Raw genomic sequence first — 23,630 nt, 5'->3', positions numbered from 1 at the left:
GGGGCCGCGCCGGGGGGGGGGCCCGGGCCCCGCCCTTTCCCCGTTTGTGGGGGGGGCGCGCCCCCGCACCCCCGAAGCGCCCTGCGGGCGCTGTCCTCAAACGCCGGACGGGCTGAAATCAGCCCGTCCGGCGTTTGAGGACGAGCGGCGAAGCCGCGAAAAGGGGGTCTGGGGCGCAGCCCCAGGAAACGGTGAAAGGGCGGGACCGGGGCACCCCCCCCGGCAGACGCCGGACGGCATGCGCGCAGCCCGCACGGTGTTGTACCGGACAGTTCCCCTAGTGACAGACCGCGATTCAGACCCTAGGGTGCCTGAATATGGATATGCAGATGCGCGTGGACACCGACGTGGTGGTGGGAAGCTCCGGAACGACCGCGAACGACGTGATCGCCGTGGCGCGCCACGACGCGCGCGTCGTCGTGTCCCCCGAGGCCCTGGCCGCCGTCGCCGCCTCCCGGCAGGTCATCGAGGACCTGGCGGCCAAGCCGGACCCGGTCTACGGCGTCTCCACCGGCTTCGGCGCCCTCGCCGTCCGCCACATCAGCCCCGAGCTGCGCGCCCAGCTCCAGCGCAACATCGTGCGCTCGCACGCCGCCGGCATGGGACCGCGCGTGGAGCGCGATGTCGTGCGCGCGCTGATGTTCCTGCGCCTCAAGACCCTGGCCTCCGGCCGCACCGGCGTCCGGCCCGTCGTCGTCGAGACGATGGCCGCCCTGCTCAACGCGGGGATCACCCCCGTCGTCCACGAGTACGGCTCCCTCGGCTGCTCCGGCGACCTCGCGCCGCTGTCGCACTGCGCGCTGACGCTCATGGGCGAGGGCGAGGCGGAGGGCCCCGACGGCGTCCTCGCCCCCGCCGCCGAACTGCTCGCCGCGCACGGCATCGAGCCCGTCGAACTCCGCGAGAAGGAGGGGCTCGCGCTCCTCAACGGCACCGACGGCATGCTCGGCATGCTCGTCATGGCCTGCGCCGACCTCGCCCGCCTGATCACCTCCGCCGACGTCACCGCCGCGCTCTCCCTGGAGGCCCTGCTCGGCTCCGAGAAGGTCCTCGCCCCCGAGCTGCACGCCATCCGCCCGCACCCCGGCCAGGGCGCCAGCGCCGACAACATGCTGCGCGTGCTGGCCGGTTCCGGGATGACGGGCCACCTCCAGGACGACGCGCCGCGCGTGCAGGACGCGTACTCGATCCGCTGCGCGCCCCAGGTCGCGGGCGCGGGGCGCGACACCCTCGCGCACGCCCGGCTCGTCGCCGACCGTGAGCTGGCCGCCGCCGTCGACAACCCGGTCGTCCTGCCCGACGGGCGCGTCGAGTCCAACGGCAACTTCCATGGCGCGCCCGTCGCGTACGTCCTCGACTTCCTGGCCATCGCCGCTGCCGACCTGGCGTCCATCGCCGAGCGGCGCACCGACCGGCTGCTCGACAAGAACCGTTCGCACGGCCTGCCGCCGTTCCTCGCGGACGACCCCGGCGTCGACTCCGGTCTCATGATCGCCCAGTACACGCAGGCGGCTCTGGTCAGCGAGATGAAGCGGCTCGCCGCGCCCGCGTCGGTGGACTCCATCCCGTCCTCGGCGATGCAAGAGGACCACGTCTCGATGGGCTGGTCCGCGGCGCGCAAGCTGCGCACCGCGCTGGACGCCCTCGCCCGGGTCATCGCCGTGGAGCTCGTCGCCGCCACGCGGGCCGTCGAGCTGCGGGGCGGGCTGACGCCCTCGCCGGCCACGGCCGCTGTGCTGCGGGCGGTGCGGGAGGCCGGCGTCGAGGGGCCGGGGGCGGATCGGTTCCTCGCGCCGGATCTGGCGGCGGCGGAGGGGTTTGTGCGGTCCGGGGGGCTTGTGGAGGCCGTGGAGGGGGTTGTCGGGGAGCTCGGGTGAATGCGGGCTGAGGCCCGGTAGGGGTGCCCCGGCCCCGCCCTCTCACCGTTTCTCGCGGGGGCGAGCCCCCGCACCCCCGCAGCACGCTGCGCGCTCCCCCGGAGGGGTCCCCCCAGCCCTCAGACGCGGACGGGCCGGGTAGGGCCGGCGTCCTCAGGCGCCGGACGGGCCGGCAGCGCCGGTCGCCCGCGAGCGGCGTATCGCCAGGGTGATCAGCGCCCCGCCCGCCGTCACGAAGCCCACGCCGCCGTAGACGTACGGCGTGGTGTCCACGCTGCCCGAGTCCGCGAGGCGGTGGCCGTCGTCCGGCCCCGGGACGGACGGACGGGTGGCGGGCGACGGGGGGTGGGTGGTCGCCGCGTGGGCGGTCGGGACCAGCCAGCCCGCGCACAGCAGCGCCCCGGCGGCGACGGCGGTCAGCAGTGGGCGGCGAGCGGTCACGGCGGGGCATCCCCTTGGCATCGGTGAACGTCGAACTGATGGTAGTGATACGCGTGCGCGGTGCGGAAGGCGCGGGTGCCGGCGGACCGACGCCCCCAAGGTCCCCCGAAGGCCCTTCGCGGGCCCGCCGAAGGCCCCCTGACGGGCCTCTGACCACCCGGCTTGGGCACAGGCGCCCCGAGGGTCTTTACTGGGTGGTCTTCCCCACACTTTGCGCGTGGGTGGAACGGGCGCGACGGGTCAGGCGTTCCCTAAGCAGTAGCCGGGACCGGTGGGCGCGCGTGGGCGTCCCGCTGTGCCGGTGAAGGCCGAGGGGCCGGAGCGTGCCCTCGTGGCCCGGTCCGGGGATTTTCGGGGTTCAGAGCGATGGAGATGCGTGTGATGAAGGACGGCAAGCGCCGCAAGGGCCTGGTGGCCGCGGCCGCCGTGCTCGGTGGGGTGCTCACCCTCGCCGCCTGCGGCGGTGGCGGCGACGGCGACAACAAGGGTGGGGGCTCCGGCAAGGAGAAGTCCCAGCAGAACGTCGACGCGGCAGCCGCCAAGGACGCCTCCACGGCGCAGATCAAGATCACGCCCAAGGGTGGCACCAGCAACGCCGGCACCGCCGTGGACGCCGTTCAGGTCACGGTCAGCGACGGTGAGCTCACGAGCGTCAAGATGACGGACGAGAAGGGTCGCCCGGTCGAGGGTTCCCTCGCGCCGGACAAGAAGAGCTGGCGGCTCAAGAACCCGCTGGAGCGGTCCTCCAAGTACAAGATCGTCGCTGAGGCGAAGGACGACAAGGGCCGTCGCGCCACGGAGAACTCCTCGTTCTCCACGGTCTCGCCGAACAACAGCTTCATCGGCAGCTTCACTCCGGAGAGCGGCCAGACCGTCGGCGTCGGCATGCCGGTCTCGATCAACTTCGACAAGCCGATCAAGAACCGCAAGGCCGTCCAGTCCCACCTGCAGGTGACCTCCAGCAGCGGCCAGCAGGTCGTCGGCCACTGGTTCAACGACCAGCGCCTCGACTTCCGCCCGCAGGAGTACTGGAAGGCCAACTCCGAGGTCACCCTCAAGATGGAGCTCGGTGACGTCGAAGCCGCACCGGGCATCAAGGGCCTGCAGAACAAGACGGTCAAGTTCCGGATCGGCCACTCCCAGGTCTCCACGGTGGACGCCAAGACCCACCAGATGACCGTGGTGCGCGACGGCAAGGTCCTCAAGACCATCCCGATCTCGGCCGGCAGCCCCTCCAACCCCACCTACAACGGCAGGATGGTGATCTCGGAGAAGTTCACCGAGACCCGCATGGACGGCTCCACCGTGGGCTTCTCCAAGGCCGACGGCAAGGGCGAGTACGACATCAAGGACGTCCCGCACGCCATGCGGCTGTCCACGTCGGGCACGTTCATCCACGGCAACTACTGGGGCAGCGGCATCTTCGGCGTCGAGAACACCAGCCACGGCTGCGTCGGCCTGCAGGACAAGCAGGGCGCCGACGACCCGAACACGCCGGGCGCCTGGTTCTTCAAGAACTCCCAGATCGGCGACGTCGTCGTGGTGAAGAACTCCGACGACAAGACGATCTCCCCGGACAACGGCCTCAACGGCTGGAACATGAGCTGGCAGGACTGGGTCAAGGGCAGCGCCACCGGCGCCTGATCCCGATCCGTCCCGCCGCCGGGCGGCGGCCGCCCCGCGCGGCCGCCGCCCGGCGGTTTTGTACGAAGCACGGAGCACCGAGGAGGAAACCCCCGTGGGCAAGCGCCGGGACCGTGAGCGGCCCGAGGAGGCCGCCGGGCCGCGGCTCGCCGTCGAGGCGGCCGTGCGCCGGCTCCGCGCGCTCCCCGCGGACGCCGTCGGGGCCATCGAGGACGCCGCCGACGCCGACGCCTCCGTCCTCGCCGCCGCGCCCGCCGGGCCGGCGGCCGTCGGACGCGCCCTGCTCGCCACCGCCGAGGCGGAGCTCCGGCGCGCCTGGGAACGCGGCTGGCAGCCCGCCGACGTCGTCCGGCTGGCCCGCCGCGACGCGACCGGCCCCGGCCTCCGCTTCGTCCTCGCCGCCGTGGCCGCCGAGGCCCGCCGCTACGCCCCCGGCACGCTGCCCCCGCGCTGGGCCGGGCAGCTCCGCGACCTGGACGCGGCCGTGTGGTGGCCGGACGACGACGCGTTCCTGGACGGCTTCGCGCGCCGCGAGCGCCTCAGCCGCTTCGAGACCGTCGCCACCGCGCTCCTCGCCCTGCGCCTCGTCGTCCGCCTGCCGCACGTCGGCACCGCCGGGCCGCTCCCCGGCGCCGCGGGCCACACGGACGTGCGGGCCGCCGCCGTCGAGCCCAAGACGCTCGCCCGGATCCGGGCCCTGCTGGCCAAGGCCGAGTCGACGGACTTCCCCGACGAGGCCGAGGCGTTCTCCGCCAAGGCGCAGGAGCTCATGGCGCGGCACTCGCTCGACGACGCCCTCCTGGCCGCCGCCGCGGACGCCTCCGCCGCCGAGGGGCCGGGGGTCTGCCGGCTCGGCGTCGAGGGCCCGTACGAGTCCGCGAAGGCCCTGCTGCTCAGCGCCGTCGCCGAAGCCAACCACTGCCACGCGGTGTGGTCCGGCGAGTACGGCTTCTCGACGGTCGTGGGCTTCGAGGCCGATCTGGAGCTCGTCGAGCTGATGTACACCTCGCTGTTGGTGCAGGCGGACGCGGCGATGATCCGCGCCGCCGACGCCCACCACCGCGGCCCGGACGAGCGCGGCCCGAACGAGCGCGGTGCGCGCGCCCGTTCGGGCCGTCGGACGCGCGACTTCCGCGAGTCCTTCCTCATCGCCTACGCCGCCCGGATCGGCGACCGGCTGTCCGCCGCCGCCCGGGACGCGACCGAGCACGCCGCCCGCCCCGAGGCCCTGCCGGTGCTCGCCGCCCGCGACGTCGCCGTCGGCGAGACGGCCGGGCGCCTCTTCCCCGAGACCACCTCGCACCGGCTCAGGGGCCGCGACGCGGAGGGCTGGGCCCGGGGGACGGAGGCCGCCGACGCGGCCCGGCTGGGGCGGCGGCGCCCGGCGGGGTGAGACCGCCTCCTTCGAGAAGGCGGGAACCCCAAGGCGGCGGGAACTTCAAGGCGGCGGGAACCCCAACAAGGTCAGGGCCCTCAAGAAGGCGGTCTCACCCGCCCCTTACGCATACTCCCACCACCGCCGCACCTCCTCGTCGGTGACCTCCTCGGCCTCCGCCACCGCGCCCAACGCCTCCACCTCGACCTCGGCCGCGCGCGCGTAGTGCGTGACGACCTCGTCCGTGAGCAACTCCTCGGCCAGGGTGCCGGCGCGGAACCGGTCCAGGGCCTCCGCCAGGCCGGTCGGCACCGGGGGCGCGTCCTGCCTGTAGGCGCTGCCGGTGACGGCGGGCGGGGGTTCGAGGGTGTGGTCGAGGCCGTGCCGGATCGCGGCCAGCGCGGCGGTGAGCGCGAGGTACGGGTTGGCGTCCGCACCGGGCAGCCGGATCTCCAGGTGGAGGCCCTTGCCCCGGCCGACGACCCGGACCGCACAGGTCCGGTTGTCGAACCCCCAGGTGAAGGCGGTCGGCGCGAAGCTCTCCGCCACATAGCGCCGGTAGGAGTTGACGTTCGGCGCGTACAGGGGCGTCAGCTCCGGCAGCGCGGCGAGCAGCCCCGCCACGGCGTGCCGGCCCGTCGCCGACAGTCCGCCGCCGGCGTCCGGCACCACCGGCTCGTCGGCCTTGTCGCCCGTGGCGCCCGACCACAGGGACAGGTGCAGGTGCAGCCCGCTGCCCACCCCGGGCGCCGGGACCGCCATGAACGTGGGCGCCAGGCCCGCCCGCGTCCCCAAGTGCCGGACGGCGTGCTTGAAGAGGACGTGCCCGTCGCAGGCCGCCAGCGCCTCGCCGTACGGGAAGGTGATCTCCACCTGCCCCGGCCCGGCTTCGGTCTTGGCCGCCTCCAGCGGCAGTCCCGCCCCGCGCATCGCCGCGCCGAGCCCGCGCAGGAACGCGTCCGTCCGGTCGTCGTGGTCGAGGGCGAGGTCCCGGTTCCGGCCGGTGACGGGCCGCAGCCCGGCGCGTCCGGCCGCCACCGCGTCGTACGACCCCTCGTAGAGGGCGAACTCGGTCTCCAGCCCCGTCCGGACGCTCAGCCCGCGCTCCGCGAGCAGGGCCAGCTCCCGCCGGAGCATCTCCCGGGGCGCCACCGCCACCGGCCGTCCGTCGATCGTCGCGTCCGCGTGCACCAGCGCGGTCCCCGGCCACCAGGGGAGCACCCGGACGGTCTCCGGGTCCGGGGTGAGGTGCAGGTCGCCGTAGCCGGTGTCCCAGGAGGAGAGGGCGTAGCCGGGCAGCGGGCGCATGTCGACGTCGGTGGCGAGCGCGTAGGCGCACATCTGTGAGCCGCCGTCGACGACCTTCTCGACGAAGTGCCCGGCGTCGTAGCGCTTGCCCTTCAGCCGGCCCTGCATGTCGACCAGGGCCAGCGCCACGGTCTCCACGCGGCCGAGCCGGACCTCCTCGCGCAGGGCGTCCAGGGTGAGCCGGCCGTTCGCCGGTGTGGGAGTGTCCATCAGACGATGTCCTCCATGAGCTGGGTGCCGCGGGACGAGGTGTCGTACGTGGGCGTGGTGAGGGAGCTCTTGGCGAACGGCCACCAGGCGGTGGCCAGCAGCAGCGCGGCGGCCAGGGCGATGGAAGCGTAGTTCATCGTCTCCGCGTTGACCGGGCTGGTCTGCGGCAGGCAGAACAGGACGGTCGCGAACGTCACCCAGCCGACGGCTATCCAGCCGACCGGCCGGCTCCAGCGGCCCAGGCTCCACGGCCCCGGGGTGAACCGCTCCGGGTGGCGCAGCCGCAGGAACACGGGGATGACGTACGAGGGCGTGATGCCGATGACGTTGATGGCCGTGACGGCGTTGTAGGCGGTGGTGGAGTACAGCGACGGCAGGGCGAGGACGAAGGGACCGACGACCGCCAACCACACGGCCGGGTACGGGGTCTGCGTCTTGCTGCTGACCCGCCGCCACAGCCGGGAGCCCGGCAGCGCGCCGTCGCGGCTGAACGCGAACGTCATCCGGCTCGCCGACGCGATGCCCGCGTTGGCGCAGAACAGCTGCGCGCCGATGACGATCAGCAGCAGGAACGTCGCGCCGTTCGTCCCCACGGCGTCGAGGAAGATCTGCGCGGGCGGCACCCCCGCCTCGGCCGTCGTCGTGTAGTCGCTGATGGCGAAGGTCAGACCGGCCAGCAGGACGAAGCCCGCGATCCACGACACCCAGATCGAGCGCACCATTCCGCGGGCGGAGGCCACCGAGGCGTTGGTGGTCTCCTCGGAGAGGTGGGCCGACGCGTCGTAGCCGGTGAACGTGTACTGGGCGAGCAGCAGGCCGAGCGCCGTCACGTACAGCGGGTTGTCCCAGCCGGTGTTGTTCACGAACTTGGTGAAGACGAACGACGGCGACTGGTGGCCGTCCGGCGCGATCCACAGCACGCCGACGATGATGGCCACACCGAGCAGGTGCCACCACACGCTGACCGAGTTGAGGAACCCGACCATCCGCACGCCGAAGAGGTTCAGCACGCCGAAGACGAGGAGGATGACACCGAAGATCAGCAGGGTCGACTCCGGGGTCGGCGCGTGCCCGAACCGCAGCTCGATGAGCGCGCCGATGAACTGGGCCGCGCCGTAGCCGCTGCCCGCGATGCTGCCCAGCAGGCCCAGCAGGTTGACCCAGCCGGTGTAGTAGCCCCAGCGGCGGCCGCCGAGCCGGTTGGCCATGTAGAACATCGCGCCGGAGGTCGGGTAGGCGCTGGTGACCTCGGCCAGCGCCATGCCGATGAAGAGCACCATCAGGCCGACGCCGGCCCAGCCCCACATCATCACCGACGGGCCGCCGGTGTTCAGGCCGAAGCCGTAGAGGGTCATGCAGCCGGACAGCACCGAGATGATGCTGAAGCTGATGGCGAAGTTGCCGAAACCGCCCATGCGCCGCGCCAGCACCGGCTGGTAGCCGAGGTCCCGCAGCCGCTCGCTCTCGTCCGGCAGCCGCATGGAGTGGTCCGGCCCCACTCCTGCTCGTGGTCTCGACGTAAAGGACACAGGACTTACCTCCGAAGCGCTGAACGGGAAGGGTGACAAGGGGGTCTGTTCGGGGACGGTCTGTTCGGGGACGGTCTGTCGTGCGCGACGCGGGCAGCGGGGGCGGGACGGGTATGTGGTGGGGGACTACCGGAAGCTCACCGGCGCGATCCCCCGCCCCCCTGCCCCTCCGCCGCCGCCTCGCACTGGGCGCGGGCCCGGACGATCCACTCGGCCGCCACCTCCTCCGCGGGCCGGCGGTCGTGGGCCTCTGCGCGGTGGATCCAGGGCCGGGTGGCCGCACACGGCCCCATCGCCGCGAACACCCGGGCGGCCTCGGTGAACCGGTGGGCCGCCCATAAGGCGTGGGCGAGGTGGCTGAGGTCGAGGATCGAGAGGTCGGGCGGGCCTGCCGGGCCGGCCCCCGGCCTGCCCGGGCCGGACGCGCCGGAACCCGCCGCGCCGGCTCCCGGTCCGTCCGGGCCGGCCGCGTCGAAGCCCGCCGTGTCGAAGCCCGCCGCGTCGAACCAGCCCCACAGGGCGCGTTCGGCGTCCTGGACGGCGTACTCCCCGGCCCAGTACATGTCCAGCTCCCGCCCGGGGCCGTGCCGGTCGCGCCACAGCCCCACGCGCACGTACAGCGGCAGGACCAGCAGCGGTGAGCCGTGCGGTGTCCGGTCGAGCACCCACCGGACGAACTGGTGCGCCTGCCCCCAGGAACCGTCCGCCCGGGTGGCCAGCAGCGTCGTCATCCGGTGGTACGCCTCGCGGTTGCCCGGATCGCGCCGCTCGACCTCGCCCAGCAGGTTCCACGGACCGGGGGCCAGCAGCGGGTCCGGGGCGGGCACCCGGTGCTCGGGGAGCCGCTGGTGCCCGTCCAGCGGGGCCAGGGCGAGCAGGCAGATCCACGGCACGGGGTCGTCCGGGGACGCGTACGCCGCGACGCGGCACGCCTCCACCGCCTCGTCCCACAGCCGGGCGGCGTCCGGGTGCCCGACGCGGTACGCGCGTACGGTCCGTTCCACCGCCACCCGGGCGTGCATCACGGCCGCGGCGACGCTGTCCGGTTCCTCCGCCCGCCACACCCGCACCATGTCCGTTCCGGCGGCGGCCGCGCCCAGGACCTGGGTGCGGCTCGCCCACCGGCTCCAGTCGCGGGCGCGGACGGTCCGGTCCAGCAGGGTCCGCATCGACAGCCAGCGCCCGGCGGGCAGGTCGGGCAGCACCATCCGCAGCTCGTCGTCCAGGCCGGCGGGGTCGAAGCGGGGCCGGAACTCGCCCCGGCCGGCGGCCCCTCGGGTGATCGGCGCCATCAGGACGCCACGTCCCCGGGCCGCGCCGCCCGGCTTTCCCGGGACTCCTCCTCGGCACGGGCCCTGCGCGCCCTGCCGATCGCCCGCCGCAGCGCGTCCGGTCGCGTGGGTGATCGGGGTGCGGCGGGGACGACGTGCCAGTGCAGGCCGGGCGGCCCGGTGCGCTCGGCGGACGGGACGAGGACGTGGCAGCGCGCCCCGAGCGGCACCGTGCCCTGCTCCTCCCACAGGGCTGCCGTGCCCACCGGGACGAGGAAGTACATCCGGGGCTCGGGCCCTTCGGGGTCCAGCACCACCGGGCCGACCGGTTCGCCGGCCTCTCGGAGGAGGGCGACCGCCCGCCGGCCGACGGCCTCCCCGACGCGTACGGCGTCCCACCGTTCCCCCGCCGCGCACAGGTGCGGCCCGTCGCCGACGGGCACCCAGCGCGGGGGGAGGGGCTGCCGGGCCGCCGGACGGGCGCTGGACATCGAACGGTCTCCTCTTCCACAACGTGAGGCCGACCATTCCATTCACCGGGCGTTCGCGTGCGGACAGATTGTCCGCGCGTCCTCCGGCGCGGCCTCTTGACACAGCCGTCATGCGGCTCCGACGCCTGCCCAACTGCCGAACCGCACCAGCTCATTGGGCGGACTCGCGTCCATCCGCAGCAGCGCGGCCGACGTCTCGCGGACGGACGGGTGGAACCGCGTGTGGTTCGGCGCCAGTTTGCGCGCCCGCTTCAGCGCGGCGAACGCCCCGGTCCTGTCCCCGGCGGCGAGCCGGGCGGAGGCCAGGTCGATGAAGTGGTGGCTCGACCGCTCACCGGCCGTTCCGGCGGGGGGAGTCCACTCCCCGCCCGGAACCGGCGACCACCGAGCCGGCAGCGCGAGGGCCCCTTCCGTATCTCCCGTGACCAGCGCCGTGTGCAACTCGTGGATGCGGATGTTCGTCGGCCCGAACGACATCTCGTACGCGAGGGAGTCGCGGTTCCCGGCCGCCCGTGCCACGTCCTCCGCCTCCCGCAGCCGGTCCCGCGCCCGTTCGGGGGCGTTCTCGCGCGCTTCCAGCACCGCGAGCTTCAGCAGGACCGCTCCATGAACGGCGAGCACGTCGTCCGGTGCGGTCGTGGCGGATGCGGCCGCGGGGCGCAGCTCTCCGAGTTCGGCGCAGAGCGCGCGGAGTTGGCGGCGCGCTGGGGCGTACGCGCCGTGGCGGAGCATCGCCCCGGCGACCAGATATCCGGCCGTGATCGGCAGCAACGGGTCGCCGGAGCGGTCGGCGGCCCACCGCACCCGTTCCAGGGCGGTGTGCGACAGATCGTGGTGGCCGGTCTTGTGCGCCAGGGAGTTGACCGCCCGGTAGGAGCGGGCCAGCTGGCGGAAGGCCTCGTACCGGTCGGCCTCCCGGCCGTCCAGGGCGATATGCGTCAACTCCGTGATGACGGGGGCGAGAAGGGGGCCCATGGGGACGTACCAGGCGTCCCGCCGGAGGGCCGCCACCTGGTCGACCTCCGAGGCCAGCACCGGCAGCGGGCGGGGAGCTATGAGCAGGTCGTCGGGGCTGTCGTAGCACAGCAGGGCCCTGCGGAGCTCCGGCAGCACGGCGTACACCCCATCGTCCGCTTCCGGTTCACCGTAGTGCGGCTGCCCGGTGAGGGACTCCGGCCCGAGGTGAAGCGCCTTCGCGAGGGCCAGGACGAGCGCGGCCGACGGCTTCCGCTTACCCGACTCCAACTTCTGTACGTAGCTCGGGGAAATGGCGACCTTCTGCGCCAACTGGGCGGCCGACAGCCCGCGCGCCCGACGGGCGATGCGCAGGCGGTCCCCCGTCGTGGGCCGGTGGCGCGACGGCGGGCTGGTCTCGTCGTGATCAAGCACCCGGCCGAGATTACTGAACTGGGGTTCGAACGGTACCCCTCGTGCGCCCGGATCGGCGGCCGTTTCCGGGTATTTCACGGTCTGTTCGACGCTCATTCGTCGGGAGGGAGCGGCGCGGGCGGCCCTGTCGGGTCGCCGGCCGCCGGCCGCCTCTCGCCGGTCAGGCGAGCAGGTGCGCCACCTGCCACCCGATGACACCGTGGGCGATCGCGCACGTCGTCCAGCCGGTGGCCCCGCGCGCTCCGTGGCGCACGACGTCCGTCCAGCCGACGGCGAGAAGGACCGCGGACAGGCCCCAGAAGACCCAGGCGATGACGTACCAGGCGGTGGACGGATCGGTGACGAACGTCAGGCAGACGGTCGGGATGACCGCCAGGAGCGGGAGCGCCCAGGTGCCTTCGCTCGCCTTGTCGTCCGACATCTCCTGATCACCGGCCGGGGGTGTCATGGCTCGCTGTCGCCTCCTCGGGTCGTCCGCCTCATGATGCCGTGTGCCGGGGCGACCGGGCCGCGAGACCGCCGCGGCCCGGCCACCCCGTTCCGTCATGTGGCGGCGGGCGTCTTCGCGTCGGATGCGTAACCATCGTTGTGGAAGTGCCAGTAGATGTCGTAGAGCGAGTAGCCCACCGACAAGGACCTGATCGCGGCCCTGACCGGCCAAGGCAGCCCGAGGTACCAGTTCCTGAACGTCTTGTAGGAGCCGACGACGGCTTTGCCGTAACCGCCGATCTTCTTCATCAACTTCAGGATCTTCGCCCAGGCCGCGTTGAGGTCCCGGGGGACCTGCCCGTCGGCGACGGCCCGCAGGTCGGCCAGTTCCTCGGGGTCGAGGGACGCCACCAGCTCCTGGGCCTCGCGCTCGTCGCTGGCGAGCAGCGACCGCGCGGCCTCCTGGGCCTCTTCCAGGGTGACGGCGTGCAGGTCCTCCTCGGTGGGATCGTCGAGACCGGCGACGGCCGCGGGCCTGGTGCCCTCGGTCGCGGCCAGGGCGGCGGGAGCCGCGACGCCGATGGTGACGGCGGCCAGTGCGATGACGCCCGCCGAGCGTAGGGTTGTGCGCTTCACGTACACTCCTCCTGTGGTATGCCGGGGAAGAGGGCATGCGGGCGTTCCGGTGAGGATTGCAGCCGATTCGGGACGCGCGCGGCCTTCTTCCCCGTCTTCATGTCCGGCATTTACTGGGGGACTTGGTGTGGCCGGATGGGGTGCTGTGACGCTAGCTCACTCCTGTGGCGATACCCCAGGGCGCGGCATCGTGGCAAAGGTCACGGAACGCGGGGCGTCCGCCAACTGTCCGACCGGAACGAACAGTTGCATAGGCGACGCATGTCAATAAGCTTGCAAATAAGGCGAGTTGGGTTGACGTGACCTCTCCCCGCGATGTGCGCCACGGAGGGGTGATCCCCGGACCGGCCGGAGTCCGCCGGCCGAGCGGGTGTGCGCGGGCTCCCGGAGGCGGGGGGCGGCGGCCGCCGTCGCGCGGCATACTGCGGACCATGCGAGTGGCGTTGATGACGGCGGGATCGCGGGGCGACGTGGCGCCCTTCACGGGTCTGGGACGCGGCTTGGCCCGCGCCGGGCACGAGGTCACCCTGGTCACCCACGGCTGTTTCGCGCCGTCGGCCGAGGCCGCGGGGCTCCGCTTCCACCCCCTGCCCGTGGACCCGCGGGCGGAAATGCACACCGAACAGGGCCGGGCCCTCCAGGAGAGCCCGACGGGCATCGGGCAACTGGTCCGGGTGGGGGCCATGGCCCGGGAGGCCCTGGACCGGATGCTCGACGACCTCCTCCGGGCGGCGGAAGAGGCGGACGTGCTGCTGGTGTCCAGCGGGCTCGGCACCCTGGGGCACACCATCGCCACCGGGCTCGGCCTGCCGAGCATGGGCGTCTACCTGCAACCGCACGCCCCCTCAGCGGCGTTCGCGCCCCCGCTCCTCGTCTCCGGTTCCTGGGGCGCCACCGCGAACCGGCTGGCCGGGCGGGCCGTGAACGCCGCCGTGGACGGCATCTTCGTACAAGCCTCGCGCACCGTACGCGCCCGGCTCGGCCTGCCGCCCCTCGGCTCGCGCGCCGCCCGCCGGATCCGGGAACGGCAGTGCTGGCCCGTGCGCCACGGCTTCAGCCCCCTCGTCGTACCACGCCCCGCCGACTGGCACCCGGGCCTCACCGTCGACGGCTACTGGTGGCCGTACACCGCGCCCGACGCGGAACTGCCCGCGCGGGTCCGGGACTTCCTCGCCGCCGGCCCGCCGCCGGTCTTCGTGGGGATGGGCAGCGCGACCCTGCCGCACACCGAGCGCCTCGCCGCGACCTTCGTACGCGCCCTGCGCGCGGCCGGTCTGCGGGGCATCGTCCAGCGGGGCTGGACCGGACTGGAGGCCGAGGGCGACGACCTGCTGACCGTCGACGACCTGCCGCACGCCGTCCTGTTCCCGCACCTGGCGGCCGTGGTGCACCACGCGGGCGCGGGGACCACGGCCGCCGGCCTGCGCGCGGGGGTGCCCGCCGTGCCCGTGCCCGTCCAGTTCGACGCCTTCTTCTGGTCCGGCCGGCTGGCCGCCCTCGGCGTCTCCCCCGGCCCCGTCCCCCTCCGCCGCCTCACCGCCCCCACCCTCACCGCGGCCCTCCGCAGAGCCACCACCGACCCCGGCTACCGCACCCGCGCCCAGGCCTTGGCGGCCCGGCTCCGCGCGGAGGACGGCGTGGCCCCGGTGGTCACGGCGGTGAACCGGCTCGCGGGGGCGTGAAGGGGCGCACCACGGCGGCCGCGCCGGGCCACGCGTCCGGACGACGGGCTGCACGCCTGCCGCTGCCCGGCGCTTCCCCGCTACACCTCGAAGCGGGATGTCCGTCGCGACGCGGAGAGGGTGAGGGACAGTGGTGCTGCTCGATCTTCAGGTGATGGAAGCGGAGTGGGACACCGGGGCCCGCGGGCCGGGAGGAGAACCGGAGACGGCCTCCATCCTCGGCCCCCCGGACAGCGGCCTGAGCCTCCTCCTCTGCTGATCCCCCTGCCGGTGGCGGAGGACGCGAAGGGGGGCACCACAGGTTTGCCCGGCGCCCCGTCGCCGTTACTCCCCGGCGGGCGCGACCCCGATCGGGCAGCTCACGCCCGTCCCGCCGATGCCGCAGTAGCCGCCCGGGTTCTTGTCGAGGTACTGCTGGTGGTGGTCCTCGGCCCAGTAGAACGGGCCCGCCGGGGCGATCTCGGTGGTGATGTCGCCGTGGCCGGAGGCGCGGAGGACGGCCTGGTAGGCGTCGCGCGAGGACTCGGCGGCGCGTTGCTGGGCGGGGGAGTGGGTGTAGACGGCGGAGCGGTACTGGGTGCCGCGGTCGTTGCCCTGGCGGAAGCCCTGGGTGGGGTCGTGGGACTCCCAGAAGACCTTGAGCAGCGTCTCGTAGGGGACGACGGCCGGGTCGAAGACCACCCGGACCGCCTCCGTGTGCCCGGTCAGGCCGCTGCACACCTCGTCGTACGTCGGGTTAGGGGTGATGCCGCCCTGGTAGCCGACGAGGGTCGTCCACACGCCGGGCGTCTGCCAGAAGCGGCGCTCGGCGCCCCAGAAGCAGCCCAGGCCGAAGTCGGCGACGGCCAGACCCTCGGGGTACGGCCCGGCCAGCGGGTTGCCGAGGACGGTGTGGCGGCCGGTGAGCGGGAAGGCCGGTTCGGGGCGGCCCTTGAGGGCCTCCTGCTCGGTGGGCAGACGGTGGTCGTGGCGGAGGTGGGGGAAGAGCATCACGACTCCAGGGCGGCGGCGGTGAACGGTACGGTGCGGATCAGGGGAACGTGCGGCCCGGGGGTCGGAATTCCCGGTTCCCCCACCGCTGCCCCTCTCCTCGGACACTCTCGGGACCCCACCGCCCTCCCCTCGCTCAGAATCCCGAAACCGCCCGCGCCCGGTACGCGGTGTACACGGCGACCGGGTCCGGCTCGTACGTCCACGGGATCGCGCCGATGTGGCCGTCCACCGCCCGCAGCTGCTCCAGGGCCTCGGGGTACCGTCCCGCGTTGACCAGGAACCAGACCAGCAGGTGCCGCACGTGCGGCAGGACGGGGTGGTCGGCGGGGGCGTGGACGACCGCGTACCGGGCCGCCTCGATCGCGTCCCGCACCACGACGCTCTCGTACAGGCCGCGCACCAGGTTCACGTCGGGCAGGTGGTCGTGGACGGCGAACAGCGGCAGCGCGGGCAGCAGGCTGCCCTGCGGGGCCGCCGCGGCGGCGCGCCGGGCGAAGGCGTCGGCCTGCTCCTGCGAACCGTGCCACTTCGCGCTCCAGTAGCGCAGCGCCACCAGATGCGCCCCCATGTGCCCCGGTGCGCGGGAGAGGACGGTCTCCCAGACGGACTGGAACTCCGCCTCGTCCGCCCCGAGCCCCCGCTCGACGTTCAGCCGGACGATGTACGGGACGGGGTCGCCGGGCGCGAGCAGCGCGGCCTCCGCGCAGACCGTCCGGGCCTCCTCCAGGATCATGCGGTAGTCCTGCGACGAGGGGTCGCGCATCGCCTGCTGGACCAGGAACTCGGCCTGCACGGCCGCACCCCCCGCGTCCTTGGGGGCCACCACGCGCCAGTGGCGCAGCCACATGCCGCCGGTGCCGGGCGTCTCGGCCAGCTCCCGCGCGGCCGCCCCGGCCAGCGTCTGCACGCGCTGCCAGCGCAACTCGGCGGAGCCGTCCGCCGGGGTGCGGGCCAGCAGCTCGGCGGCCGGCTTCCAGTCCTGGGTGCGGCGGGCCTCCTCGACGGCGGCCAGCAGTTCGGGGTCGGGGCCCGGCAGACGCACGTCCAGCCGCTCGGCGGGGACGAAGCCGTGCCCGTACGACGGGTCGACGGCCGCGCCGGCGCCCCGCAGCGCGTCCTGGGCCGCGCGCCGGCGGCGCAGCGCGGGCGCGACGACGACGCCGCAGACGACGACGAGGGCGAGCAGGATGAACAGAAACTCCATGAGCTGTCCTGGGTGGGAGGGAGTGCGGGGGGCGCTCTGTGAGGAGCCGACGACGTAAGGACGAGGCAGGGCGCCCGATCGTTCCTGACCTCGGATTCCGCGGCCCGGCCGATCGTTCATCCGCCGGTTACAAGTGAACAGGAGTATTCCGGTAAGGCGGGTACTACTCTCGGAACAATGAGCGACCAGCAGCAGCAATCCTTCGAGACCCTCGCCATCCACGCCGGGCAGGAGGCGGACCCGCTGACCGGGGCCGTCGTGCCGCCGATCTACCAAGTCTCGACCTACAAGCAGGACGGCGTGGGGGGCCTGCGCGGCGGGTACGAGTACAGCCGGAGCGCCAACCCGACCCGTACCGCCCTGGAGGAGAACCTGGCGGCGCTGGAGGGCGGCGTCCGGGGCCTGGCCTTCGCCTCCGGCCTGGCCGCCGAGGACTGCCTGCTGCGTACGCTGCTGGCCCCCGGCGACCACGTCGTCATCCCGAACGACGCCTACGGCGGAACGTTCCGGCTGTTCGCCAAGGTCGTCGGCCGCTGGGGCGTCGAGTGGTCCGTCGCCGACACCTCGGACCCCGCCTCCGTCCGGGACGCGATCACCGACCGCACCAAGGCCGTCTGGGTCGAGACCCCCTCGAACCCGCTGCTCGGCATCACGGACATCGCCGCCGTCGCCCAGGTGGCCCACGAGGGCGGGGCCAAGCTGGTGGTGGACAACACCTTCGCCAGCCCCTACCTCCAGCAGCCGCTGGCGCTCGGCGCGGACGTCATCGTGCACTCGACCACCAAGTACATGGGCGGCCACTCCGACGTCGTCGGCGGCGCCCTGATCACCAACGACGCCGCGCTGGGCGACGAGCTCGCCTACCACCAGAACGCCATGGGCGCCGTCGCCGGCCCCTTCGACTCCTGGCTGACGCTGCGCGGCATCAAGACCCTCGCCGTCCGCATGGACCGGCACAGCGCCAACGCCGAGCGCGTCGCCGACCTGCTGCTCTCCCACCCCAAGGTCACCCGGGTCTACTACCCCGGCCTGCCCGAGCACCCGCTGCACGAGGTCGCGGCCAAGCAGATGCGCGCCTTCGGCGGCATGGTCTCGTTCCGCGTCGAGGGCGGCGAGGAGGCGGCGGTCGAGGTCTGCAACCGCGCCAAGCTGTTCACCCTCGGTGAGTCCCTCGGCGGCGTCGAGTCGCTGATCGAGCACCCGGGCCGGATGACCCACGCCTCGGTGGCCGGTTCGGCCCTGGAGGTCCCGGCGGACCTCGTCCGCCTGTCCGTGGGCATCGAGTCGGTGGACGACCTGCTGGCGGACGTCAAGCAGGCGCTGGGCTGAGTACCCAGCCCGTCCGGCGTTTGAGGACAACCGCGCGGAGCGCGGTTTCGGGGGTACGGGGGCTTGCCCCTGCAAGAAACGGTGAAAGGGCGGGGCCGGGGCGACACCCTAGCGGCCCCGCCGCACCGGACGCCCGGGCGCCGCACGGTGGATGACACCGGCGGCGGCCCCGCCGCGGGAAAGACGGCGCGCGCCGTCAAGAAGCCGGCGGCACCTGCGGCAGAGAGCTGTGCACCTCGGACAACGCGGAGTTGAAGCGCGTCAGCAACGTGCAGAACACCGCCCGCTCCTCCTCCGTCCACCCCTCCGTGCACAGCGCCATCAGCTGCCGGCGCGAAGCGCGGACCTCGTCAAGCCGTGCCTTGCCGCGCGGCGAGAGCTGGAGGACGACGGCCCGGCCGTCCTCGGGGTGCGAGGTGCGCTTGACCAGGCCGGTGTCGACGAGGGGCGCCACCTGGCGGGTGACGGTCGACGAGTCGATGCCCATGCCCGCGGCGAGCGCCTTGACGCCCATCGGGCCTTCCTGGTCGAGGCGGTTGAGCAGCAGATAGGCGGCGCGGTCCATCGAGTTGTGGACCCGGCCGACGCCGCCGAGCCGGGTCTGTTCTGCACGACGGGCGAAGACGGCAACCTGGTGCTGGAGAGTGTCGAGGACACCTGGTGCGAGGTCGGTCGTCATGTCCGGAGGGGTGGGCATGGCTGGGGACTCACTTCGTGCGGCGGGCTGGAATTGCTCGGGAATGGGGGACAGAGTACGCGGCCGGACGGGCGCGCGTGCCGTTGCCGGGCAAACCGGTCGGTTCGTATGGTCGCGGGGTTCCGTTCGTTCGGATGGCGGCCCCACGGCGGGGCCCGGGCTGCGAGACTGGCGGTATGGCTGCACGAGTGGGCGGCGGCGACCGTCCGGCGCGCGTTCCGCCCGGCTCGCCCGGTTCGTCGGCGTGCTCGGTTCCGATGCCCGGCCCTGCCGGCGACCCTGGTATGCAGGGAGAGGCCGGTACGTCGAGCAAGCCCGGAGAGCTCGGAGAGTGGCGAGAGACCCGAGAGGCCGTAGAGCCCGTAGAGCGGCGAGAGGTCCGAGAGGCCGTAGAGCCCGGAGGATCCGTAGAGCCCGGAGGCTCCGGAGGGTCTCCCTCCGACCTCCCCGTCACCCTCGACGCCATCCGCCAGGCGCAGAAGACGCTGTCCGGCGTCGCCCGGGTCACCGCGCTGGAGGGCAGCCGGCATCTGTCCGGACTGATCGGTTCCCCGGTGCACCTCAAGTGCGAGAACCTCCAGCGGACCGGCTCGTTCAAGGTCCGCGGCGCGTACGTGCGGATCGCGGGCCTCTCCCCGGCGGAGCGCGCGGCCGGTGTGGTCGCGGCGAGCGCGGGCAACCACGCACAGGGCGTGGCCCTCGCGGCGTCCCTGCTCGGCGTGCGGTCCACGGTCTTCATGCCGGAGGGCGCGCCGCTGCCGAAGGTCGTCGCCACCCGTGAGTACGGAGCCGAAGTGCGGTTGCGCGGACAGGTGGTGGACGACGCGCTGTGCGCCGCCCGGGAGCACGCGCGGCGCACGGGCGCGGTCCTCATCCATCCCTTCGACCACCCGGACGTCATCGCGGGCCAGGGGACCGTGGGGCTGGAGATTTTGGAGCAGTGCCCCGAGGTGCGCACCGTCGTGGTGGGCATGGGCGGCGGCGGGCTGGCGGCCGGAATCGCCGTGGCGCTCAAGGCGTTGCGGCCGGACGTCCGGGTCGTCGGCGTCCAGGCGGCGGACGCGGCGTCGTACCCGCGGTCGCTGGCCGCCGGCCGGCCGGTGACCGTGGAGGCGCCGGTCACGATGGCCGACGGCATCAAGGTCGCGCGGCCCGGCGACGTACCGTTCGGGATCGTCCGGCGGCTGGTGGACGAGGTCCGCACCGTCTCCGAGGACCAGTTGGCGAGCGCGCTGCTGCTCTGCCTGGAGCGGGCGAAACTGCTGGTGGAGCCGGCCGGTGCGAGCCCGGTGGCCGCGCTGCTGGCCGCCCCGCGCTCGTTCGAGGGGCCCGTCGTGGCGGTGCTGTCCGGCGGGAACGTCGATCCCCTGCTGCTGCAGGGCGTCCTGCGGCACGGCATGGCCGCCGCCGGGCGCTACCTCTCACTGCGGCTGCGGCTCACCGACCGCCCGGGGGCGCTCGCCGCCCTGCTGGAGGTGCTGTCCGCGGTGGACGTCAACATCCTCGACATCGGCCACGTCCGTACCGACCCGCGGCTGCGGCTCACGGAGGCGGAGGTCGAACTGCACCTGGAGACGAAGGGCCACGAGCATTGCGCCGCCGTGCGCACGGCGCTGCGGGAGGCGGGCTATCCGGTGCTGTCCTGAGCCGTTCCGGCGGCCGCCGGCCGGTCGCCGTCGATCGGTCGCCTTCGGCCGCGGCCGTGGTCGCCGGTCGTGGGAATATCCGGAATTTCCGTTCACAGAGCGGAATGCTCCCCACGAACGTAAAATCCTCTACTACGTCCCTACATCCTTGGTCCCACGTCCCTGTATGACGCCACCGAACGGGGAGAAGCTCCATGCCGGGAGCGATTCACGCCGAAGGTCTGGTCAAGGCATTCGGCGAGGTAAGGGCTCTGGACGGCGTCGACCTCGACGTCCCGGAGGGGACGGTCCTGGGGCTGCTCGGACCCAACGGCGCCGGGAAGACCACGGCCGTACGCGTCCTGACGACCCTCATCAAACCCGATCGCGGCACGGCCTCGGTGGCGGGCGTCGACGTGCTGCGGCGGCCCGACGAGGTCCGCCGCAGCATCGGCCTGTCCGGCCAGTTCGCCGCTGTCGACGAGTACCTGACCGGCCGTGAGAACCTGCGGATGGTCGGCAGGCTCTACCAGTTGAGCGGGCGCGAGGCGAAGCGCCGGGCCGGCGAACTCCTGGACCGCTTCCACCTCGCCGACGCCGCCGACCGCCCCGCCAAGACGTACTCCGGCGGGATGCGCCGCCGCCTCGACCTCGCGGCGGCCCTGGTCGTCAGCCCGCCCGTGATGTTCATGGACGAACCGACGACCGGCCTCGACCCCCGCAACCGGCAGCAGTTGTGGGAGGTCATCCAGGAACTGGTCGCCGGTGGAACGACGTTGCTGCTCACCACGCAGTACCTGGAGGAGGCCGACCACCTTGCGCACGACATCGCCGTCGTGGACCACGGCCGGGTGATCGCGCGCGGTACGTCCGACCAGCTCAAGGCGCGGACCGGCGGGGAGCGCGTCGAGGTCGTCGTACACCGGCCCGAGCACATTCCCGTCGCCGACGCCGTCCTGCGGGGCTTCGGCGACGGCGGCTCCGCCGTCGAACCGCACACCCGGCGGATCACCGTCCCGGTCTCCGGCGGCGCCCGGCTGCTCGCCGAGATCATCCGCGAACTGGACGCCCGGGACGTCGGCATCGACGACATCGGGCTGCGCCGTCCCACGCTGGACGACGTGTTCATCTCGCTGACCGGTCACGCCGCCGAGGGCGCGGGCGAGCGGGAGCAAGAGCGGGAGCGCGAGCGGGAGCGGGAGCAGGGACGTCAACAAGGAGGGGTCTCGCGATGACCGCCGTCGACCACACCGTGCAAGGGGGACCGCCGGCGCTCAGGCGAGGCCGCGTCGGCCGGTCCGTCCACGACTCCCTGGTCATCGCCCAGAGGAACCTGCTGCGCATGCGGCGGATCCCCGAGGTGGTCGTGTTCGGCGTCGTACAGCCCGTCATGTTCGTGGTGCTGTTCAGCTACGTCTTCGGTGGCTCGATCGCCGTGGGCGGCGATACGAAGCCGTCGCTCTACCGCGAGTTCCTCATGGCGGGCATCTTCGCCCAGACGGTCACGTTCGCCACCGCGGGGGCGGGGGCGGGGATCGCCGACGACATGCACAAGGGCCTCATCGACCGCTTCCGTTCCCTGCCGATGGCCCGGGGCGCCGTCCTCACCGGACGGACGCTCGCCGACCTCGTGCAGACCGCGCTGACCCTGGTGGTGCTGGCGATCGTGGCCGCCATCGTGGGCTGGCGGATCCACGAGGGGGTGCCGAAGGCGCTGGCGGGCTTCGCCCTGCTGCTCCTGCTGGGATACGCGTTCTCGTGGATCGGCGCGCTGATCGGGCTCTCCGTGCGGACTCCGGAGGCGGCCACCTCCGGCGGACTCGTCTGGCTGTTCCCGCTGACGTTCATCTCGAACGCGTTCGTGCCGTCCGGCAACATGCCGACCGTCCTGCGGGTGATCGCCGAGTGGAACCCCTTCAGCGCCACCGTCCAGGCGGCCCGGGAGCTTTTCGGCAACCTGCCGCCCGGCTATCCCGTGCCGGCGGCCTGGCCGATGCGGCACCCGGTGTGGGCGTCGCTGATCTGGTCGGCCCTGATCATCCTGGTGTTCCGGTGGCTGGCGGTACGGAAGTACCGGTCCGCCACGGGGTGAGGGCGACGGGCCCGTCCCGACAGAGCTCCGGCCCCGGACCGTTGCGGGCGGTCCGGGGCCGGGAAGCAGGTGGTGCGACGCGCCTCCGCAGCGCGCCTTCGCTGCGCGACTCCGCGACGCGCCTCGACGGGCGGTCTCAGCCCTGGTACGGCGTGGCGTCCATGATGCGGACCTTCGCCTTGCGGCCGTTCGGCAGCTCGTACTCGGCGTCCTCGCCGACCTTCTTGCCATTGACGCCGGTGCCCAGCGGGGACTGGGGAGAGTACGTCTCGATGTCCGAGCTCGCGTACTCGCGGGAGGCGAGCAGGAAGGTCAGGGTGTCGTCCGGGTCGCCGTCGAAGGCGATGGTGACGACCATGCCGGGGGCGACCACGCCGGTGGCGGCCGGGGCCTCGCCGACCTTCGCGTGCTCGAGCAGCTGCGTCAGCTGGCGCACACGGAGCTCCTGCTTGCCCTGCTCCTCCTTGGCCGCGTGGTACCCGCCGTTCTCTCGCAGGTCACCTTCCTCGCGCGCCGCGGCGATCTTGGCCGCGATCTCGGTGCGAGCGGGACCAGACAGGTACTCCAGCTCGGCCTTGAGCTGGTCGTACGCCTCCTGAGTCAGCCAGGTGACGCTGTCGCTGGTCTGGGTCACAGGTGCTCCTCGTCGGTGCTGGGAAAAACTTCGGGGTCACGGATACAAATGAACGCCCTACTCAGAAGGGTGCACCTCCAAAGGCGGGCGAAACCACGAGCCTAACAATTACGTCCGGAATGGGGGAAGAAGTCGTGGGACGAAATCCCGCAAGGATCGCGTCGCAGCAGGTCAGAGCGCTGATCGTCGGGTCTCCCCGGCTGCGGCGCCGATCGCTCGTCCGTTCGCCGTCCGTGCCCGCCGGCCGCTCGCGCCCGCCGGTCGGCCGCCGCCGTCAGCCGCGGTCGGTGGTCCGGCAGCCCTCCAGCTCCGTGATGCGGGCGGGAGCGGTGGTACGGAGGGTGACGAGCTCGGTGAAGTGCGTCTCACGGCGGTCGAGGGACACGTCCTTGCGGGCCACCTCGGCCCCGTCCTCGCCCAGCGAGCGGAGGGTGCACACACCGCTGTCGTTCTTCTCCTTGCGGACCTCGATGACCGCCTGGACCGACGTCGCGGAGATCTTCTTCGACCGGATGAGCTGACCGCTGACGTCCGACTTGGTGACATAGTGCACACCGGCCCACGCGACGAACCCGAGCAGCACCGCGAACAGCGCCCCTCCGACGATCTTGAGCTTGCGGTTCGCGCGCTCGTCCGCCGAGCGGCCGTAACGCCCCTCGGGCAGGGCCTCGCGCTGCGCAGCCATGATCATCGCCTCCCGGACGCCGATTTGTGAACGCGGAATGAAACGGCTCCCGCTTCGGTCACTATAGGAGGCGTCTGCCGAGACGAGTG

Annotated in this window: 22 protein-coding genes; 9 read left to right on the top strand and 13 right to left on the bottom strand. The window is 73.2% G+C overall.

The genetic code is table 11. The annotated features are described in order from the left end of the window. The first annotated feature begins 323 nt into the window (after positions 1–323). Positions 324–1,877 (top strand): histidine ammonia-lyase, encoded by a 1,554-nt coding sequence (gene hutH / locus ACH4PU_RS03690; protein WP_398265379.1) that lies wholly within the window; start codon positions 324–326, stop codon positions 1,875–1,877. A gap of 153 nt (positions 1,878–2,030) precedes the next feature. On the opposite strand, the gene ACH4PU_RS03685 is transcribed toward hutH, so the two are convergent. Then, entirely contained in the window at positions 2,031–2,318 is a 288-nt protein-coding gene (locus ACH4PU_RS03685) for a hypothetical protein (protein ID WP_398265260.1), read from the bottom strand. A gap of 366 nt (positions 2,319–2,684) precedes the next feature. Here ACH4PU_RS03685 and ACH4PU_RS03680 point away from each other — a divergent pair, with 366 nt between their 5' ends. Together ACH4PU_RS03680 and ACH4PU_RS03675 are read left to right on the top strand one after the other, a co-directional pair. Then, on the top strand, positions 2,685–3,962 hold the full coding sequence (locus tag ACH4PU_RS03680) for an Ig-like domain-containing protein (protein ID WP_398265257.1): 1,278 nt from the start codon (positions 2,685–2,687) through the stop codon (positions 3,960–3,962). Between the two features lie 94 nt (positions 3,963–4,056). Then, positions 4,057–5,355 carry a DUF2786 domain-containing protein gene (locus ACH4PU_RS03675; RefSeq protein ID WP_398265254.1) on the top strand — a complete coding sequence of 433 codons (1,299 nt, stop codon included), beginning with the start codon at positions 4,057–4,059 and terminating at the stop codon, positions 5,353–5,355. 105 nt (positions 5,356–5,460) lie between these two features. On the opposite strand, the gene ACH4PU_RS03670 is transcribed toward ACH4PU_RS03675, so the two are convergent. The 7 genes from ACH4PU_RS03670 to ACH4PU_RS03640 form a co-directional block, all read right to left on the bottom strand. Further along, entirely contained in the window at positions 5,461–6,855 is a 1,395-nt protein-coding gene (locus tag ACH4PU_RS03670) for a glutamine synthetase family protein (RefSeq protein WP_398265251.1), read from the bottom strand. Continuing rightward, positions 6,855–8,336, bottom strand: a complete 1,482-nt coding sequence (locus tag ACH4PU_RS03665; protein WP_398265376.1) for an amino acid permease — start codon at positions 8,334–8,336, stop codon at positions 6,855–6,857. Before ACH4PU_RS03665 ends, ACH4PU_RS03670 begins: the two co-directional genes overlap by 1 nt. A gap of 185 nt (positions 8,337–8,521) precedes the next feature. Further along, entirely contained in the window at positions 8,522–9,676 is a 1,155-nt protein-coding gene (locus tag ACH4PU_RS03660; protein WP_398265248.1) for a hypothetical protein, read from the bottom strand. Beyond that, positions 9,676–10,146 (bottom strand): hypothetical protein, encoded by a 471-nt coding sequence (locus tag ACH4PU_RS03655; protein WP_398265246.1) that lies wholly within the window; start codon positions 10,144–10,146, stop codon positions 9,676–9,678. Before ACH4PU_RS03655 ends, ACH4PU_RS03660 begins: the two co-directional genes overlap by 1 nt. A gap of 108 nt (positions 10,147–10,254) precedes the next feature. Next, positions 10,255–11,535 (bottom strand): helix-turn-helix domain-containing protein, encoded by a 1,281-nt coding sequence (locus ACH4PU_RS03650; RefSeq protein WP_398265243.1) that lies wholly within the window; start codon positions 11,533–11,535, stop codon positions 10,255–10,257. Positions 11,536–11,695: 160 nt separating this feature from the next. Further along, complete coding sequence (locus ACH4PU_RS03645; RefSeq protein ID WP_398265240.1) at positions 11,696–11,983, bottom strand: hypothetical protein; 288 nt, start codon at positions 11,981–11,983, stop codon at positions 11,696–11,698. A gap of 95 nt (positions 11,984–12,078) precedes the next feature. Then, the gene (locus ACH4PU_RS03640; RefSeq protein ID WP_398265237.1) at positions 12,079–12,600 is read right to left on the bottom strand and encodes a hypothetical protein; all 522 of its coding nucleotides are present in this window, start codon (positions 12,598–12,600) and stop codon (positions 12,079–12,081) included. A gap of 431 nt (positions 12,601–13,031) precedes the next feature. On the opposite strand from ACH4PU_RS03640, the gene ACH4PU_RS03635 reads away from it, so the two are divergent. Together ACH4PU_RS03635 and ACH4PU_RS03630 are read left to right on the top strand one after the other, a co-directional pair. Then, complete coding sequence (locus ACH4PU_RS03635) at positions 13,032–14,282, top strand: glycosyltransferase (RefSeq protein WP_398265234.1); 1,251 nt, start codon at positions 13,032–13,034, stop codon at positions 14,280–14,282. A gap of 130 nt (positions 14,283–14,412) precedes the next feature. Beyond that, positions 14,413–14,541 (top strand): SapB/AmfS family lanthipeptide, encoded by a 129-nt coding sequence (locus ACH4PU_RS03630; protein ID WP_398265231.1) that lies wholly within the window; start codon positions 14,413–14,415, stop codon positions 14,539–14,541. A gap of 65 nt (positions 14,542–14,606) precedes the next feature. On the opposite strand, the gene msrA is transcribed toward ACH4PU_RS03630, so the two are convergent. After that, positions 14,607–15,272, bottom strand: a complete 666-nt coding sequence (gene msrA, locus ACH4PU_RS03625; protein WP_398265228.1) for a peptide-methionine (S)-S-oxide reductase MsrA — start codon at positions 15,270–15,272, stop codon at positions 14,607–14,609. Between the two features lie 136 nt (positions 15,273–15,408). Further along, positions 15,409–16,479, bottom strand: a complete 1,071-nt coding sequence (locus ACH4PU_RS03620) for a hypothetical protein (RefSeq protein WP_398265225.1) — start codon at positions 16,477–16,479, stop codon at positions 15,409–15,411. 177 nt (positions 16,480–16,656) lie between these two features. Here ACH4PU_RS03620 and ACH4PU_RS03615 point away from each other — a divergent pair, with 177 nt between their 5' ends. Then, the gene (locus ACH4PU_RS03615; RefSeq protein WP_398265222.1) at positions 16,657–17,808 is read left to right on the top strand and encodes a cystathionine gamma-synthase; all 1,152 of its coding nucleotides are present in this window, start codon (positions 16,657–16,659) and stop codon (positions 17,806–17,808) included. 196 nt (positions 17,809–18,004) lie between these two features. Here ACH4PU_RS03615 and ACH4PU_RS03610 read toward each other — a convergent pair whose 3' ends face one another. Continuing rightward, complete coding sequence (locus ACH4PU_RS03610; RefSeq protein ID WP_004949133.1) at positions 18,005–18,505, bottom strand: MarR family winged helix-turn-helix transcriptional regulator; 501 nt, start codon at positions 18,503–18,505, stop codon at positions 18,005–18,007. 176 nt (positions 18,506–18,681) lie between these two features. On the opposite strand from ACH4PU_RS03610, the gene ilvA reads away from it, so the two are divergent. The 3 genes from ilvA (at position 18,682) to ACH4PU_RS03595 (ending at position 22,222) form a co-directional block, all read left to right on the top strand. After that, positions 18,682–20,151, top strand: coding sequence for a threonine ammonia-lyase (gene ilvA / locus ACH4PU_RS03605; protein ID WP_398265218.1), 1,470 nt, complete (start codon positions 18,682–18,684; stop codon positions 20,149–20,151). Between the two features lie 194 nt (positions 20,152–20,345). Then, entirely contained in the window at positions 20,346–21,365 is a 1,020-nt protein-coding gene (locus ACH4PU_RS03600) for an ATP-binding cassette domain-containing protein (protein WP_398265215.1), read from the top strand. After that, entirely contained in the window at positions 21,362–22,222 is an 861-nt protein-coding gene (locus ACH4PU_RS03595; protein ID WP_398265212.1) for an ABC transporter permease, read from the top strand. The genes ACH4PU_RS03600 and ACH4PU_RS03595 overlap by 4 nt, the downstream gene beginning before the upstream one ends. Positions 22,223–22,358: 136 nt before the next feature. On the opposite strand, the gene greA is transcribed toward ACH4PU_RS03595, so the two are convergent. Continuing rightward, on the bottom strand, positions 22,359–22,856 hold the full coding sequence (greA, locus tag ACH4PU_RS03590; RefSeq protein WP_004947986.1) for a transcription elongation factor GreA: 498 nt from the start codon (positions 22,854–22,856) through the stop codon (positions 22,359–22,361). Positions 22,857–23,130: 274 nt separating this feature from the next. Next, positions 23,131–23,541 carry a DUF4307 domain-containing protein gene (locus tag ACH4PU_RS03585; RefSeq protein WP_398265208.1) on the bottom strand — a complete coding sequence of 137 codons (411 nt, stop codon included), beginning with the start codon at positions 23,539–23,541 and terminating at the stop codon, positions 23,131–23,133. Positions 23,542–23,630: the final 89 nt, after the last annotated feature.

It is taken from the genome of Streptomyces sp. NPDC021100, assembly GCF_044333095.1.
Taxonomy (GTDB): Bacteria; Actinomycetota; Actinomycetes; order Streptomycetales; family Streptomycetaceae; genus Streptomyces.
This window is presented reverse-complemented; position numbering and strand designations above follow the sequence as displayed.

Bases quoted from the DNA above. Each gene is read 5' to 3' on its own strand.
- msrA (WP_398265228.1), bottom strand. From the start codon at position 15,272: ATGCTCTTCCCCCACCTCCGCCACGACCACCGTCTGCCCACCGAGCAG.
- ACH4PU_RS03655 (WP_398265246.1), bottom strand. From the start codon at position 10,146: ATGTCCAGCGCCCGTCCGGCGGCCCGGCAGCCCCTCCCCCCGCGCTGG.
- ACH4PU_RS03680 (WP_398265257.1), top strand. From the start codon at position 2,685: ATGGAGATGCGTGTGATGAAGGACGGCAAGCGCCGCAAGGGCCTGGTG.
- ACH4PU_RS03585 (WP_398265208.1), bottom strand. From the start codon at position 23,541: ATGGCTGCGCAGCGCGAGGCCCTGCCCGAGGGGCGTTACGGCCGCTCG.
- ACH4PU_RS03665 (WP_398265376.1), bottom strand. From the start codon at position 8,336: ATGCGGCTGCCGGACGAGAGCGAGCGGCTGCGGGACCTCGGCTACCAG.
- ACH4PU_RS03660 (WP_398265248.1), bottom strand. From the start codon at position 9,676: ATGGCGCCGATCACCCGAGGGGCCGCCGGCCGGGGCGAGTTCCGGCCC.
- ACH4PU_RS03615 (WP_398265222.1), top strand. From the start codon at position 16,657: ATGAGCGACCAGCAGCAGCAATCCTTCGAGACCCTCGCCATCCACGCC.
- ACH4PU_RS03610 (WP_004949133.1), bottom strand. From the start codon at position 18,505: ATGCCCACCCCTCCGGACATGACGACCGACCTCGCACCAGGTGTCCTC.
- hutH (WP_398265379.1), top strand. From the start codon at position 324: ATGCAGATGCGCGTGGACACCGACGTGGTGGTGGGAAGCTCCGGAACG.
- ACH4PU_RS03635 (WP_398265234.1), top strand. From the start codon at position 13,032: ATGCGAGTGGCGTTGATGACGGCGGGATCGCGGGGCGACGTGGCGCCC.
- ACH4PU_RS03600 (WP_398265215.1), top strand. From the start codon at position 20,346: ATGCCGGGAGCGATTCACGCCGAAGGTCTGGTCAAGGCATTCGGCGAG.
- ilvA (WP_398265218.1), top strand. From the start codon at position 18,682: ATGGCTGCACGAGTGGGCGGCGGCGACCGTCCGGCGCGCGTTCCGCCC.
- ACH4PU_RS03595 (WP_398265212.1), top strand. From the start codon at position 21,362: ATGACCGCCGTCGACCACACCGTGCAAGGGGGACCGCCGGCGCTCAGG.
- ACH4PU_RS03620 (WP_398265225.1), bottom strand. From the start codon at position 16,479: ATGGAGTTTCTGTTCATCCTGCTCGCCCTCGTCGTCGTCTGCGGCGTC.
- ACH4PU_RS03670 (WP_398265251.1), bottom strand. From the start codon at position 6,855: ATGGACACTCCCACACCGGCGAACGGCCGGCTCACCCTGGACGCCCTG.
- ACH4PU_RS03645 (WP_398265240.1), bottom strand. From the start codon at position 11,983: ATGACACCCCCGGCCGGTGATCAGGAGATGTCGGACGACAAGGCGAGC.